Source organism: Clostridium sp. UBA871, from assembly GCF_002295255.1.
GTDB lineage: Bacteria > Bacillota > Clostridia > Clostridiales > Clostridiaceae > Clostridium_J > Clostridium_J sulfidigenes.
Genome location: NZ_DBFV01000004.1, coordinates 663,058 through 678,900 on the forward strand (window position 1 = coordinate 663,058; position 15,843 = coordinate 678,900).

At 30.6% G+C, this 15,843-nt stretch carries 18 protein-coding genes; all 18 read right to left on the reverse strand.

Features of this window, described 5'->3' with window-relative positions:
• Positions 1-20 precede the first annotated feature (20 nt).
• The 18 genes from B3086_RS09225 to B3086_RS09310 all read right to left on the reverse strand — a co-directional run bounded on the left by B3086_RS09225 (position 21) and on the right by B3086_RS09310 (position 15,839).
• A complete protein-coding gene (locus B3086_RS09225; RefSeq protein WP_346877361.1) occupies positions 21-1,184 on the reverse strand; it encodes a LegC family aminotransferase in 1,164 nt (387 codons plus the stop codon).
• 18 nt (positions 1,185-1,202) lie between these two features.
• Positions 1,203-2,192: an NAD-dependent 4,6-dehydratase LegB gene (locus B3086_RS09230; protein ID WP_346877360.1), complete on the reverse strand. Its 990-nt coding sequence runs from the start codon at positions 2,190-2,192 to the stop codon at positions 1,203-1,205.
• 13 nt (positions 2,193-2,205) lie between these two features.
• Entirely contained in the window at positions 2,206-2,505 is a 300-nt protein-coding gene (locus B3086_RS09235; RefSeq protein WP_346877359.1) for a hypothetical protein, read from the reverse strand.
• Positions 2,495-4,306 carry a motility associated factor glycosyltransferase family protein gene (locus B3086_RS09240; RefSeq protein ID WP_346893233.1) on the reverse strand — a complete coding sequence of 604 codons (1,812 nt, stop codon included), beginning with the start codon at positions 4,304-4,306 and terminating at the stop codon, positions 2,495-2,497. The genes B3086_RS09235 and B3086_RS09240 overlap by 11 nt, the downstream gene beginning before the upstream one ends.
• A gap of 121 nt (positions 4,307-4,427) precedes the next feature.
• A complete protein-coding gene (hag, locus tag B3086_RS09245) occupies positions 4,428-5,273 on the reverse strand; it encodes a flagellin Hag (RefSeq protein ID WP_346877357.1) in 846 nt (281 codons plus the stop codon).
• A gap of 189 nt (positions 5,274-5,462) precedes the next feature.
• Positions 5,463-5,792: a hypothetical protein gene (locus tag B3086_RS09250; protein ID WP_346877356.1), complete on the reverse strand. Its 330-nt coding sequence runs from the start codon at positions 5,790-5,792 to the stop codon at positions 5,463-5,465.
• A 6-nt stretch (positions 5,793-5,798) separates the two neighbouring features.
• Positions 5,799-7,826 (reverse strand): flagellar filament capping protein FliD, encoded by a 2,028-nt coding sequence (gene fliD / locus B3086_RS09255; protein ID WP_346893235.1) that lies wholly within the window; start codon positions 7,824-7,826, stop codon positions 5,799-5,801.
• Positions 7,827-7,838: 12 nt separating this feature from the next.
• Positions 7,839-8,228: a flagellar export chaperone FliS gene (gene fliS / locus B3086_RS09260; RefSeq protein ID WP_346877354.1), complete on the reverse strand. Its 390-nt coding sequence runs from the start codon at positions 8,226-8,228 to the stop codon at positions 7,839-7,841.
• A 15-nt stretch (positions 8,229-8,243) separates the two neighbouring features.
• Complete coding sequence (locus B3086_RS09265) at positions 8,244-8,591, reverse strand: flagellar protein FlaG (RefSeq protein ID WP_346847867.1); 348 nt, start codon at positions 8,589-8,591, stop codon at positions 8,244-8,246.
• Between the two features lie 227 nt (positions 8,592-8,818).
• Positions 8,819-9,034 (reverse strand): carbon storage regulator CsrA, encoded by a 216-nt coding sequence (gene csrA / locus B3086_RS09270; protein WP_346847866.1) that lies wholly within the window; start codon positions 9,032-9,034, stop codon positions 8,819-8,821.
• A gap of 4 nt (positions 9,035-9,038) precedes the next feature.
• On the reverse strand, positions 9,039-9,440 hold the full coding sequence (gene fliW, locus B3086_RS09275) for a flagellar assembly protein FliW (RefSeq protein ID WP_346877353.1): 402 nt from the start codon (positions 9,438-9,440) through the stop codon (positions 9,039-9,041).
• Between the two features lie 321 nt (positions 9,441-9,761).
• Positions 9,762-10,697 (reverse strand): flagellar hook-associated protein FlgL, encoded by a 936-nt coding sequence (gene flgL / locus B3086_RS09280; protein WP_346877352.1) that lies wholly within the window; start codon positions 10,695-10,697, stop codon positions 9,762-9,764.
• A gap of 25 nt (positions 10,698-10,722) precedes the next feature.
• Positions 10,723-12,411 carry a flagellar hook-associated protein FlgK gene (gene flgK, locus B3086_RS09285; RefSeq protein ID WP_346878714.1) on the reverse strand — a complete coding sequence of 563 codons (1,689 nt, stop codon included), beginning with the start codon at positions 12,409-12,411 and terminating at the stop codon, positions 10,723-10,725.
• Between the two features lie 10 nt (positions 12,412-12,421).
• The gene (locus B3086_RS09290) at positions 12,422-12,832 is read right to left on the reverse strand and encodes a flagellar protein FlgN (RefSeq protein WP_346877350.1); all 411 of its coding nucleotides are present in this window, start codon (positions 12,830-12,832) and stop codon (positions 12,422-12,424) included.
• Positions 12,833-13,120, reverse strand: coding sequence for a flagellar biosynthesis anti-sigma factor FlgM (gene flgM, locus B3086_RS09295; RefSeq protein WP_346847861.1), 288 nt, complete (start codon positions 13,118-13,120; stop codon positions 12,833-12,835).
• A gap of 121 nt (positions 13,121-13,241) precedes the next feature.
• A complete protein-coding gene (gene fliY / locus B3086_RS09300) occupies positions 13,242-14,426 on the reverse strand; it encodes a flagellar motor switch phosphatase FliY (protein ID WP_346847860.1) in 1,185 nt (394 codons plus the stop codon).
• On the reverse strand, positions 14,419-15,414 hold the full coding sequence (fliM, locus tag B3086_RS09305) for a flagellar motor switch protein FliM (protein WP_346877349.1): 996 nt from the start codon (positions 15,412-15,414) through the stop codon (positions 14,419-14,421). Before fliM ends, fliY begins: the two co-directional genes overlap by 8 nt.
• Before the next feature lie 26 nt (positions 15,415-15,440).
• A complete protein-coding gene (locus B3086_RS09310; protein WP_346847858.1) occupies positions 15,441-15,839 on the reverse strand; it encodes a chemotaxis protein CheW in 399 nt (132 codons plus the stop codon).
• Positions 15,840-15,843: the final 4 nt, after the last annotated feature.

Consider the following 15,843-nt stretch of genomic DNA (forward strand, 5'->3'; position numbering starts at 1 on the left):
TCCCCATACTTAATAATGCTTTAAATACTATTCAAAACATTAATAACATAATTAACTTCTTCTTCTGTTAAATTGCTACTACATGGAATATTTATCACATTTTCTAAATAATAATTAGCTCTATCTATTTTATAAGCTCTTGATTCTCTATACGGTTTTTGAGTATGAATTAAATTCCATATTGGTCTTACTTGTATATTTTTTTCTTTAAGATACGGAATAATTTCTTTAACTCTTAATGGATATATATCATTATTTATTAATAAAGAATAAAACCAATAATTGGGTTGTATATTATTATTAAAATCAAGCATTGTTAATCCTTTAGTATTTTTCAATCCATTATTATATAACTCATAATTTTTTTTCTTAATTTCTATAAATTTATCTAATTGTTCTAATTGCGCAACCCCTAGTGCTGCTTGTAAATTAGTCATTCGATAATTATATCCTATTTCATCATGTATATAGTAAAGTTCATCATCTTTAGCTTGCGTAGAGAGGTATTTTCCTTTTGCTAAAAGTTCCGGATGATTTGATACTATCATCCCACCTCCACCAGTGGTAATTATTTTATTTCCATTAAACGAGTACACTCCAAAATCACCTATAGTTCCCGCATACTTTCCAATATATTTTCCTGAAATGAATTTAGTTCCTAATGCTTCTGTTGCATCCTCTATAACTTTAAGGTTATATTTTTGTGCAATATCCATTATCCTCTCTATATTTACACTATTACCAAAAACATGAACTACAATTATGGCTTTTATATGCTTCCTATTAAGCTTATTTATTAATTTTCCACCAATAAATTCACACTCTTCTTCACAAAACATTTTTAGTTTATTAGCATCCATTGTTAATGAATCATCACAATCCATAAATATAGGTTCTGCTCCAATATATCTAACAGGATTTACTGCTGCAATAAATGTCAATGTAGGAACTATGACTTCATCTCCAGCATCTACTCCACTTAAAATTAACGATAAATGAATACCAGCAGTTCCACTTTGACAAGCAACGGCAGATTCAACATTAAGATATTTAGCTATGCTATCCTCAAATTCATTTATATATGCTCCACCAGTAGATACCCATTCTTTTTCTACTGCATCTACTACATACTTTAATTCATTTCCTTTTAAATTAGGTACTGAAAGCGGAATAAACTTCTTCACTTAGCCCATCTCCTTTAATTAAATATTATATATGTCAGCTTTATACTTAGCTAAGTTTTCTGGTTTTCTAAACCATTCTATAGTTTCTCTAATTCCTTCTTCGAAAGTATAACTAGGCAACCAATTTGTTAACTTCTTAATTTTTTCATTTGAACCTAATAATCTATTTACTTCACTTTTATCGGGTCTTAATCTTTGATCATCACATACGATTTTTGCATTTGGATTTATTTGTCTTATCATTTCCTCTGCTAATCTTCCTATGGATATTTCATCTTGAGTAGCTATGTTTATCTCTTCGCCTATGGTTCTATCTGATTTAGCAATTTCTATAAATCCTCTTGCTGTATCCTTAACAAAATTAAAGTCTCTTGTAGGTGTTAAAGAACCTAATTTTATTTCAGTTTCTCCAGATAATAATTGGGTAATTATTGTTGGAATAACAGCTCTAGCTGACTGTCTTGGGCCGTATGTATTAAATGGTCTAACAATAGAAATCGGCATATTAAAGCTTCTATAAAAAGATTCAGCTAACCTATCTGCACCTATCTTAGTTGCTGAATAAGGAGATTGACCCTGATATGGGTGCAATTCGTCTATAGGTACGTACTGGGCTGTTCCATAAACTTCTGACGTAGAAGTTACCAGTATCCTTTCAGTCTCCAAGTCTCTTGCAGCTTGTAGCACATTCAGAGTTCCTTTTATATTAGTATCAACATAAGAATCTGGTGAATGATAACTAAAAGGAATTGCAATTAAGGCTGCAAGATGAAATACTTCATCTACTCCTTTCATAGCTTCTCTAACTCCATTAGGATCTCTTATATCTCCTGTAAACACTTCAATTTCCTTTAACTTATCTTTAGACAATGTATCTAACCAGCCCCATGAATTAAATGAATTATAATATGTAAATGCCTTAACATCATAACCTTCTTCTAAAAGTGTTTCTGTAAGGTGACTTCCAATAAATCCATCTGCTCCTGTTATTAATACCTTTTTACTCATCTAATACACCTCATTAACTTAATTGTTCTATAACTTTATTTATTTCTGGTATAATCTCATATTCAAACATATCACTCATTAAGATTAAATCATTGTTTTTTAGGGCTTCTAATATCTCTTTAAGAATTTCATTGAATTTTTCTATATTAATACAATTACTATTTACTTTTATAGCTTCTGTCATGAATATTTGTATATATTCAAGTATACTTTCAAACACTTGAGTATTTATTTTACCCCCATTGTTTCTTGTTTCTTCATTATTTATACTAATAAGTTCTACTAAATTTTCTGCAAATTCCTTAATATTCACTGTAAGTTTCCCCTTTACATATAGATTTTCTTTCATTTTTTATATATTTTAATGCATATTCAGCTTCATTTAACAAGTTTGAATATAGTATTTTACTTTTTTCATATATTTTCTTAGCCTTACTTAACTCCGTATCTTCATTTCCAATTTTATAATCTGGATTATATAAAACGATATTAATAGTATCTGCAAATAAATATTCTATAAATCTAATTTCTTTAGGTATTTCTCTTATAAATTTATCTGTATCTTCTAAAATCTTTAATGAGCTCTTTAATATTTTATGTTTACTAGTAAAATTATCATAATACTTTTCATTATGTTTTATAGCTTCTATTAATTTTATCTCTAACTCTTTTAAATAATTTATAGCACAATCAATTATATCTATAACTTTATCATCGCTTATACATCCAATCATATTTTCATAATTAACAGATATATGATTCTTATCTATTACATTATCAAACATAACTTTATTATCCATAAATTTTTTAATCTGTGTTCCCTTGATATTTGCTCCGCCTTCTGTGGAATTAATAAATTCTATTTGAGAGTTTTCCTTAATAATTTCCTCAAATTCTTCTCTAAAAAAATTTAATGTCATACTTGTTCTTACCTTATTTCCATATATATCTTCCACGTACGGACTAAAGTTATCAGCTACCTTAGTGATATCTTCTTTATCCTTATACTTTTCTTGTACAAATTCAGCATTTTCTGCATGAACCTTATCATCTGTATATGCTAAATCCTGACCTAAAAATATTATAGGATTACATCCCATATACATAGCTAATTTTGTACAAGTATGTGCAACAGATGAATGAGTAAAATTATAATTAGGATTTTCCACTATATCATTTATCCAAGGTGCATAAGGATAGAACACTCTATTTCCTTTATGTAATTTCAGAACTTTATTAGGCAAAATCTCTGAATGTACTAATGTTACCTCTTCTTTATTAATAACTTCATCAACCAATTCATAAGATAATTCATGGGCATCTATTATAGATAGAAAATCCGCCTTTATTCCTTCTTCTATTAGAGTTCTCCATGTTCTTCCTCCAGTAAAAATCACAGCCTTATCTTCAAACTGTTTAAGTTGACTTATGTTCTTGGATAGTGATGGTCCTGCTGATACTATAACTGCTGGTTTACCACTATATGCATTTTTCATATTCACTATATTTTTACTTTTACTTAAATATTTAAGATCAGAAATGGTAGATTCAAACCAAATCTTAGAAAAAAATATATTGGTGTTTCTATTAATAACTCTTCTTCTTGTGACGCTTCTAATAAGCTCATAAATATTATGAACTTCTGCAGGATATGCATTTCTATAATTAGGGTATTCTTGAACTACAAAGGATTTTAAAGCAATGCCTCCAATATACATTTCTAAATACTTTAAAAATTCATCTGTCATAGAAATTATTGCTATGTTTTCATACTTATTTTCTTTTCCATAGATATATTTATTATAAACCTCAATATTAGGTTCGATTATAATCAGCTTATTATCTTCTTTAATTAAAGGCTCTATTTCTTCTATGTACTCTCCAGTTCCTAATCCAATGATTATACTATGTTTATCTCCATTACTTAAAATAAAATCCTTTATTGAATCTATGTCCCTTTGAACAGAATATTTACTTCCTAAATAAATACTTTTTCCCTCAGTAAATATTCTTAGTATTTTTTTATTATCTTTACTTATTTCTTCATATACTTCATATTCTATAGCTTTATCTATATTATTTTGTGTTAATCTATTAATAGCTATATAAATCACTCCTTTTTTATGTCACTTTTCTATATATCACTATTATCGTTGTTTCAAACAAAAACTTAAATACTCTACACAAAAAAGGCACCGATAAATCGGTACCTTTTAAAAATAATCCAGTTCTAAATTATCTTAATAATTGAAGAACTCCTTGTGGTTGTTGGTTAGCTTGAGCAAGCATAGCTTGTGCAGCTTGTTGTAAAATGTTATTTTTAGAGAAATTCATCATTTCTTTAGCCATATCAACATCTCTAACTCTTGATTCTGCAGCTGTTAAGTTTTCTGATGAAGTATTAACATTAGCAATTGTATGCTCTAATCTGTTTTGCATTGCTCCAAGTTTTGCTCTTTCTCCAGAAACAGTATCTATTGCAGTGTTTATAGTATCTATCATTGCTGTAATACTAGCTGCACTAGTAGCAGATGATATAACTATTTTTCCAGCACTTACTCCTAAAGCACTTACTGTCATAGTTGCAATCTTTAAAGTAACAGTTTGTTTTGAGTTAGCTCCAACTTGTAATAATACTGAAGCATTGTTATCAGCTCCTGATAAAGATCCATTGATAAGTTTTTTCTTGTTAAACTCTGTTTGGCTTGCTATTCTGTTGATTTCATTTTGTAATTCTGTAATTTCTTTACCAATTTGAGCTCTATCATCTTGGATATTTGTATCACTTGATGCTTGAACTGCTAATTCTCTCATTCTTTGAAGAATGTTGTGAGTTTCATTTAAAGCACCTTCTGCTGTTTGAATTAAAGAAATACCATCTTGAGAGTTTCTTGAAGCTTGCTCTAATCCTCTGATTTGTCCTCTCATTTTTTCAGAAATTGCTAATCCTGCAGCGTCATCTCCAGCTCTGTTTATTCTTAAACCTGAAGATAATTTCTCCATAGATTTACCTGCTGAAGTAGTGTTGATTCCCATGTTTCTGTGTGCGTTTAACGCATTCATGTTGTGATTAATTATCATAATTAATTCCTCCTTGATTTTAACGGACATCCTTGTCCTTTTATATTTATAACTTCTTTGATAGAAGTATATAACTAGATATGTTTCTCATGAGTTTATTCTAATTTTATCTTCTAATATATTTATCGGTAGGTTCAAGATGAACTTTATACCTTTTTTTATTTTTTTATCAATTTTTCTTTTTTAATTTTATATCTCTTTATTTATAAAATTAATACCATTAAATTTATTTTCATATGCAAAAGCAGCCCTTTTACTTTTTTTTAATTGAAAGATTTCATCCTTTATTTTACTTCTTTCTTCATTAAGAATATTAAAAGCTTCTTTTTCCACAGTTAACAAATTTATTTCTTCTACTACTTTCTTTAATTCTTCTTTTTTTATATTCATACTGTTCATTTCTTCTATTATTTCTGTTCTTTCTTCTAGAAATTTATCGGCTTCTTCATCATTTTTTATAGCTTCAATAAACTTCTCTGTAATTTCTTTATACCTTAAAAGCAATTCCTTTAATTCCATAATATACTACATTCCTAATTGAGATGTAAGATAACTTTGTTGTGCATTAAGCTTATTCATCATAGATTCTATGGTTGCCCATTTAGAATATAGCTGCTGTTCTCTTTTAGCAAAATCCTTCTCCATATCTTCCATCTTTCTATCATATTTTTTTATAGCTTTTGTTATCTCACTATTAACTGATGAAGCTGAACCTTCTATACCAACTTTTTTAATTAAACTTGATGATATACTTACAGTTTCATTATATAGTATGCCTTTTAACCTTTGAGCAACGCCTGTTGATTTATTCTTTTCTAGAGCAGATAAACTATCATCTGATGGTGGAGTTGAAATAAATAATTTCATTACATCTTCTAAATTATTTTCTAAAGCATTAGTAAGTTTATCTTCATCAATAACAAAAGTTCCATTTTTAGTTCCTTGATAGTCTGCAACTGGTTTAATACCAAACTTCTCTAAATTTCCATCTACTCCATCTACAAGACCTCTCATAGCACTCTTCATAGAATTTGCTATTCTTGATACATCAGAATCTTTATATAACTGTCCTTGCTTAACCTTTTCATTCCAAATTTTTATCTCATTCTCTGACATTTCTTTCTTTTGCTCATCTGTTAATGGCATATAGTTTTTATTTCTTTTTTCTATAGTTAAGGTGTTAAGTTTTTCCATAAGCTTATTATAATCGTTAATAAAATTAACAAGCTTATCTTTTACCCCAGCAGCATCATTTTTACCATTTACACTTATCCCTTCTGCTGGTATTTCTCCTGTAAATTTAAAAGTCATTCCATCTAAAGTTAACGTATTAGAAATACCAGTATGGGTAAACACTCCACCTTTATCATCTTTTACTACTATTTCAGCGTCTGTGCCTTGTGATGACATTGTTGTACCATCTAATATACCTACATCAACTTTACCATCTGCTCCAGCTTTGGTAGAAGTAAATATAATCTTACTTGTATCAGCTTCATCTAACTTAGCAGTTACCTTTATGTTTTGTTCTTTTAATACCTTATTTAAATATTCTACTTCTTGTCCATCAACTGCTTTAGATAAGTCAATAACATTTCCATTAATAGATATAGTTTTCCCTTTTATATCAGCTGCATTTAAAGTATTAGTAGTATAAGTAGCATTTATTCCACTAGTAAAAGTTCCAGTATTACCACTTATTTTGATATTAGGATCTTCAACTTTACTTCCTAATACTGTGCTACTAAAAGTAATATTTCCACTGTCATCAATTTCCGCAGTTAATTTTTTATCTTTCAATTTACTCTGTAATAACTTCTCTATATCATCATTAACATTTTCAGGTGTAATATCAATAGTTACTATCTCACCATTTACATTTATTTCGCCATTAGCATCTTTTAAATCCTGAACTGTAAAACCAGTTACAGTTGCGGCTGTTGCATCTATTCCCTCTACTATAGTTCCTACTAATGAACTTGTCCCACCTATTGTAAATGTACTATCCTTACCTAAAACTGTAGATTCAAAGATAAATCCACTTTGATTTCCAGCTTCTGTTCCTGCAAAATCACTATATCTAACCGATACATTCATTCCTGCTGCTTTTAATTCTTTATTTAAGTTTTCAGCCCTTGCTTTTGCTGTATCACCTTGTAGCGTAAATTCTTTTCCATTTATCACAAGGCTATTACCTGAATCTAGTCCCTCTGTCACTATTGCCTTAGCTGCTGTGGCTGTATTCCCTGTTACTGTGTAATTTCCCGGCTTTACATCACTACCACCAGTTACAGTTAACACATTCTCATTGGATGATTGAAATTTTACTGTTGACCAATTCTTGCTTAATAGTAAACTATCTGTTTTCGCAACATCAAAATACTTATCATAAAGTTCCTTAGACTCCTTAATTAAGTCTCTGTAAAGTTGTTGTTTTATCTCCATTATGTCTTTTTGTTGCTTCTGTTGTTGAATTTTAATTCTATAGGGCTGCATAGTTTCCTTGACTAATTGGTCCATATCCATTCCTGTGGCAAGTCCTGTTATTCTCATACTTAGTCCTCCTTATCTTTTTCCTTTTGAAACTTCATAAGCTTCCTGCCATGTGTTTCTTACTTCTTCTATAAGTGGCATAACTTCATCTATAATTTTTACATCCTTTTTAATGTTTGCCTGGAAAAGTCTTTCTTTTATAAACTCATATATCTTATACATATTCACTGCCCATTCACCGGCATTTTGATCTAAAGTAATCATAAGCTCTGTAAATATATCTTGAGTTTTCACAAGATTTTCATGACTACCTTTTACATCTTTATCTAATATAGCTTGTCTAGCCATTTTAGCAAATTTTACAGCTCCATCTAAAAGCATTAATAGCAATTGCTCCTTAGAAGCATAATTAACACTATTACTTTTGTACGCGTTATATGCATTAGCACCTGCATTATACATTTTATCTCCTCCAGTTTAGGCCTTTTTGTCTACAAGTATCCCCACCATTTCACACATTTTAGCAACCATATCTAGGATTTTTTTTGGTGGTACTTCGAGTAATACATCCTTGGTTTTATTATCTACTATTTTTATCATTATCTGATTAAATTTATCATGTACCTCATACTCTGCATGGATATCTTCGTCTTCCATAAATTTATTAAGTTTATCAACAGCCTTATGAATCTCTTCTAATTTATAATTTTGATTTTTATCTATAGCTTCCTGTGTCGTTGCATTATTTTGTGATATAGGTTGAACTTCTCTTGCTGGAGTTACACCTTCCATGGCTCTTCCAACATTAACTCTACTAACTTCCATATTAATTCCCCCAAATTATAATATTTTATAATAAATGTTTCGGTAAATTATATTAATTATCTTCCCTGATATATATACTTAACCTCTCAACCCCGCACTATGACAACAACTAGTTACTATTTAACTAGTTATATAGCTATATAGTTTTATACTTATATAGCTAACTATTTATATAGTCATATAGTTAAAAGTGTGAATATTTAACTATTTGGGGGTTATGTATAAAATTATTTTTTTATTTTAGGTAATAGCTCCATGTTTATTTTAGAAGCATTGATGTTTTCTTCTCCTACTTCTTTATAAAGCTCACTTCTTAATATTTTAACTTCCTTAGGTGCATTGATAGATACCTTAACAGAGTTATCGTCAATTTTAACTATAGTTATCTCTACATTGTCTCCAATTTTAATTCCTTCACCTGGTTTTCTTGTTACCACTAGCATACTATCACTCCTTTATTAAGGGATGTTTAATGCTATAGTTTTCCCTATCTAGAATCATTTGATACCCTAAGTTATTTTTTGAATTTATTATAATAGGAGCCTTTAAATTAGTAGTTATCTTCTTAACATCACTATTAAGAGTAACCGTATTTAAAATCAAAACATCTTCAGGAGCTTCTATCTTAAGAGAATTTATAACAGCCTCTGTTAACTTAACTTCATAATCCACTTTGAAATCAAAGGGAACTATAGTAACAAAGCCAATATTCACATCCTCTGTAGACTTAAGGGTCTTAAAAGGCTCTGACCCTTCTATCTCCTCAAGAACAAAAGTTTTTAAACTCTCAAACCCCGGCAACCCATTATTAAAGGTAATAATATTCTTTTCTTTTTCCTCTACGGCCATAATGACACCTCTTATCTCTATTAATTACTGCTTATCTACTATCAACTTTTATGTGACTTTCTTATATTTGAAAATTCTTTGTAGTGACAAGGATAAGTGGTGCAGAAGCAATAAAATTTGTGATTCTCGAAACTCTTAGTTGTAGCGTTGTGAAATTACCGTAACTCTTGCCACTGACGGCAAGAGCCGAGCTCTGAGCCAGGATGGCCAATAGTGAGGATAGGTAATTTCACAAAAGCGTAGACTTAGAGTTTCTTAATTAAAAATATGCTTCAAACACTTATCATGTCACGGAAAAGAATTTTCATAGCCTACAAGTCTCTATAAAAAGTCTAGAATTGATGGCTGAAGGACTTTGGAGCTAGTTTGTAGGGATGCTACGTAGATGGTTCTTGCTACAGCCATCTCCATACTCTTTTCCATGAAATCTATATCTTCATTACCAGATAGTATTTCTGTAAGGTTTTCATTTTGTGCTGTATTCAGCTCCTTAGCACTTTCCATCCTATTTTGCACAGTACCAACCTTAGCACTTATACTAATCATATTTTCTATTACCTTATCCATCTGATCCAAGTTTTCTCCTACAACCTTAGACTTACCATTTACATCACTCAAGTTATGTAGAAGGTCATCAAAGAATTGTGTAACTTCAATATCATTACCTGCTTTGTCCTTAAACTTTAAAACTTCTACAGCATTTACATTGTAATCCACTTTAACACCAGAAGATATCTCTACTTTTAGAGATTTATTTATAATATTTTCATCTCCTGATATACTTATGGAATTTTCACCTGTTACCCCATCTAAATTTACTTCTACTGGTTTTAAAGCTCCATCTTTACCACCAAAGATATACTTTCCATCAAAGCTAGTATTTAAGATCTGTCCAAATTCTGCTACTCTCTCATTTATCTCTTCTTTAATAGCAGTAAGTTCTGATGAACCATAGGCAGCATTTCCAGAAGATACCATAAGTTCCCTTATTCTTTGAAGACACTTAGTACCATTGCTTAGAGCTGTGTCTGTGGTATCCATCCAGTTTATAGTATCCTTTATATTAGTGTTATATTGTTTATTAGCATTTATTTCTGAATACATCTGCATGGATCTTGCTACTTTAAAAGGGTCATCTGAAGGTTTTGAAAATACCTTACCAGTATTTAATTGCTTTTGTATTTTGTTTAAGCTATTTAAGTTAGTATTCATATCACCTAAAAAGCCACTAACCATTACACCATGAGTTATTCTCATTTTATCACCTCAACTTCTTATCTTTTTATCTAACTAGACCAATTACTACATCAAGGAGTTGATCTACCGTTGTTATTACCTTTGCATTAGCTTGGAAGGCATGTTGGAATTGTACAAGATTTATAGCTTCCTCATCTAAGGATACTCCTGAAGTTGAAAGTCTTCTTTCAACAAGTCCCTTTAACAAAGTGTTTTGGTTTTTAACAATTCTAGTAGCTTCCTCAGACTGAACTCCTAACTTATTTATAGTATTTTTAAAGAATCCCTCTACCTTGACTCCTCCATCTATAGTATTAAACTTTGGTACCTCTCCTCCAGCAGTAGTACCTAGATGTTCCTCTACAAAAGCTTTATAGTCATATACTGAGCCATCCTTCTTTTTACCACTTTGAATACTATCTATATTAAGTCCAAAGTCTCTTAGGCTTGCTAATGCTCCTGCTCTATCTCCATCAGTAGAACCTGAACCCTTACTTGCTCCAGCCTGAATTAGCATAACATTTTTTAGGATATCTGAATTCATTGTTATATTTCCTGCTGTAATACCATCGTAATCAAGAGGGTCATTTCCTGAATTAACAAAGAAGGCATACTGTTCACCTGCTGGAACTCCTTCTGTATGAATAGCATTTACTGCAAATGCTAAAGTCTTTGCCAAGGTATTAACTTGTTCGATGTAACTTTCAGCATCTTCGTGAATTGATTGAAGTCCACCTAGTCTTCCTGAGGATGGATTAAATATTTGATCATTATTTAATGCTCCACCTGTAAGATTCACACTTCCATCTTCTTCAGTAACAAGTACTCTTCCATTATTTAAATTTTCATATTGCTCATCAGAAATGGTAACTCCTGTTAATGTAACCTTATTTTTATCTGAAGTCATATCTCCATTTTTATAGTATTCTATATCATAACTTCCATCTGGATTTTTTGTTAGTTTATTTACAAATCCTAATTTATTAATATCTTGAGAATCTTTATTTCTTATTAGATTCATAGAGTCATTATCTTCTGGTTTACAAGTAATTCCATTAAGTATTTGATTTCTAGTATCGATACCAAACTTTGTACTTAGCTCATCTAAAAGTAAATCTCTGCTATCTAATAAGTCATTCGGATTGTTCCCTGCAATGGTAACAGTTATTATTTCTTTATTTATAGAATTTAATTGATCAAGAATAGTGTTTACTTCAAAAAGGTTGTTTTGTATTTCTTTAGCTGCATTATCCTTAGTATCATTTAACTTCTTATAAGTATGATTTAATTCATCTGCTAAAGCTTTTGCCTTTTGAGCTACTACTGTTCTAGCATCAGACTTTTCTGGATTTTTAGAAAGAGTTTGCCAAGCATCGAAAAACTCCGACATAAGTTCTGACATTCCTGTATCAGAAGGTTCATTAAAAATACCTTCAATTTCTGATAAGTAATCTTGTCTAACACCATAATTTCCAAGAAGAGAGCTTTCTTTTCTTATTTGAAAATCAAGAAACTGATTTCTTGTTCTTTCAATGGAACTTACTGTTACTCCTGTACCAATCTGTCCTACGCCCCCTGCTATGGTTTGAGGTCTTGCTGTTTGAAGTACAATATGTTGTCTTGAAAAACCTGGCGTATTAGCATTTGAAATATTATGGCTAGTTACATTGATATATTGCTGTTGAGCAAACATACCGCCCTTTGATGTATTTAATGTTGCAAATAATCCTGACATAACCTTCTCCTTATCTCTTTATTTTTCCATATCCATTATAAACTACCGGCTCTTTTTTAGGACTTATCATAGCTAACATAGAATTTGTATAGCTAAGACTTTGTTTTATTAGTAGTTCATTAGTTTCCTTTTGAATTACTAAAGCGTTAATAGCTTTAACCATCTCATCATATATATGAGTAATTTCCTTTTCATCTACTTCTTCTACTATTTTTTTAATAGATTCTTTACCTGTTAAGCTTCTTCTTAAACCTTCAGCTCTTGCTAAGTTTCTACTACAATCATCAATATCTTTAGTTATAGCTTCTAATTTAAACACATCTTGAAGAACCAATAGTTCATGTTGAGCTTCTAAAATATCTATAAGAGCCTTTATTGCCTTTAGCTCTTCTTCTAATATTCCTTTAAGCTGGTTTTTCATCTATTGTCCACCTTTCCCATATGCCATCATAGCCTTAGCCAAAACCTGTGAATCCACAGTATAGGTTCCTTTAGAAACTCTACTTTTTATCTTTTCTACTTCTTTATCACTGATACCAACACTTTCTTCTTCTAATGCTAATTTATTCAAGCTCTTTCCTAAAGTTGAAAGCTGACAAGTATCCTTAACCATATCCTTGTTTGATTTAGAATTTTCTGCTTTAGCATTTTCTTTAGTCTTATAGCTATTTACATATAGAGCGTGAATATTTCCATTATTAATTTTCATGTTTTCACTCCCAACTACTTCTCTCTACCTTTATACTCGAACCTATTTAATTAAAGTTTATAGGGTTTTTTAGTAAATTTTTTACAAACTTGTTATTGCCTCATTAATAGAAAAAAAGTCTTTACTTAGAAAGACTTTTTACTCTATCCTCTCCACTAGCAATTTCAGTAATTTTAACGCCAAAGTTTTCATCTACTACAACTACTTCACCATGGGCAATTCTTTTACCGTTGATAAAAATGTCTACTGGTTCCTCTGCTAGTTTGTTTAATTCAATTAAAGAACCTCTAGTAAGAGCTAGAATATCTCTTATATTCTTCTTTGTTCTACCAAGCTCTACTGATAATTCTAATGGAACATCTAATATTAAGTCTATATTTTTAGGCATTTCTGCACCTCTAATTTCTTCTAGTTGTCCAAAGGATGCTTGCTTCACGTTAACAGGTTCTTCATGATTTTCTACAATTCCTTGACCTTGAACACTGTAATTATTTTCATTTCTATTAGTGTCTTTTGAAGCTATTTCATTAGCTACAACTTCATTATTCATAGAAATTTCTTTAGGCTCAGCTACAACTTTCACTTCAGTTGATGCCTTTGTAGATTCTGATACTGGTGCACCTTCCTCAGTTCCCATCATAATACTTACAATTTTCTTTGCTGTAGCAATTGGTAATATTTGAACAATATTACTATCTACTAGATCACCTATAGTCATTCTAAAAGAAACATTCACTATTTCTTCGTCTGCAGATATATCTGTAGATATTTCCTCTGAATTTTCATCACAAACAGAAGATATAGGAGGTGATATATTTACCTCTCTACTGAACATAGTTGCCATGGAAGTTGCTGCTGAACCTATCATTTGGTTCATAGCCTCCTGAACAGCACTTATTTCTAATTCAGAAAGTTCATTTGGCGGCTCTACAACACCATCTCCACCCATCATTAAGTTTGCTATAACAGCTGAATCTTCAATATTTATTATAAATAGATTTCCCCCAACTATTCCACTGACAAATTGAACATCTAATACTATATTAGGTGTTTTAAAGCTTTTTTTCAGCTTATCTAATGTACTAAGAGTTATAGTTGGAGTTGTAATATTTACAGGTTTACCAACTACAGCTGAAAGCGCTGTGGCTGCTGTGCCCATAGATATATTTCCTACTTCACCTAATAAATCCTTTTCTAAATCTGATAATTCCTCAGCTGGTTCATTAACTGGTTCAGTTTCCGAAGAACCACCATCTCCATTTAGAAGTGCATCTATTTCCTCTTGTGAAAGAAACGAATTATCCATCATTCTCAACTCCCTTGTCAATATATTCAATTATTTGAACTGCCTTATTCTTACCCTTTAATCCTGGTTTAGCTTTAAATAGAAGTTCATCTTCAACATAAATATCAACTGTACTATCATAACTTCTATCTAGGGTAACAATGTCTCCTGTAAATAAATTCAAGAAGTCATTTACGGAAATCTTCGTTTCTCCAAGGACAGCCTTCATTGCTACATCTACATTTTTTATAGTTTTGTTTATATTTGCTTTTACCTCTTCACCTTGTTCATTATCTATGGTGCTGAACCAATTTTTTATAACCAAGTTGTCTAAAACTTTTTCTATGCTTAAATACGGAATACATATATTTATAAGTAAACTTGTATCAAACATATCTACACTAAAAGTTACTAATGCTACAGGCTCATTAGGAGCTAGAATTTGATTCAATGCTGGATTAGTTTCTATACTATCTAGAATTGGTTCTACTTCCATTACATCTTCCCAAGCTAACTTTAACTTAGAAATCATCTCCTGATTAACATGCTTAATAATGTTTTTTTCTATATCTGTGAGTTCCTTAAATTTAGGCTTTTTGTCTCCACTTCCTCCAGCTAGAACATCAAATATTCTAAGGACAAATTCCTCGTTAGTCTCTAATATTATTTGACCATCAAGAGGAGGCATTCTAAACAAATTAAGCACAGTGGTGCTTGGAATAGAATGTATAAATTCTTCATAGGTTATTTGTTCTACACTTTCTATCTTCACCTTAACATTACTTCTAAGCTGAGCTGTTAAGTAGTTAGATACTATCCTTGCATAATTATCGTGGATAACTTCTACTGCTCTAATAACATCCTTAGAAAACTTTTGTGGTCTTTTAAAATCATAATTTTTAATTTTAACGTTTTCTTCATCTTTTTCAATGTCACTTGGTTCTAAGTCACCAGAAGACAAGGCAGATAAAAGTGCATCTATTTCACTTTGCGATAAGGTTTCTGCCATATTCTACCTCTTTCTACCCAGTGGGTCTATTGTAGTAGTTTATCAATATCAATCATAGTTAATATTCTATTTTCAAGATTTATAAGTCCTTTTATAAAAGGCTTATTTTTATCTTCATGAACTCTTTTAATCATATCTTCTTCCACATTCATGACTTCTTCTACATGGTCTACAGTTATTCCAACCTGCTCACCATCTAAATCTATTACTATAATGTTATTATTGTTTTCATCACTTACATTCATACCTAAAAGAAGATTAATATCTAATACGGAAAGTATACTTCCCCTTAGATTTATAAGTCCTTTAATATATTTTTCCGCTTTGGGAACCTTTGTGATTTTCATTAGTCCGTTTATTCCTTGAACTTTGCTTGTCTCTACTGCGAATTCTTCGTCACCTATTGTAAAAACCACAACTTGCACTAAA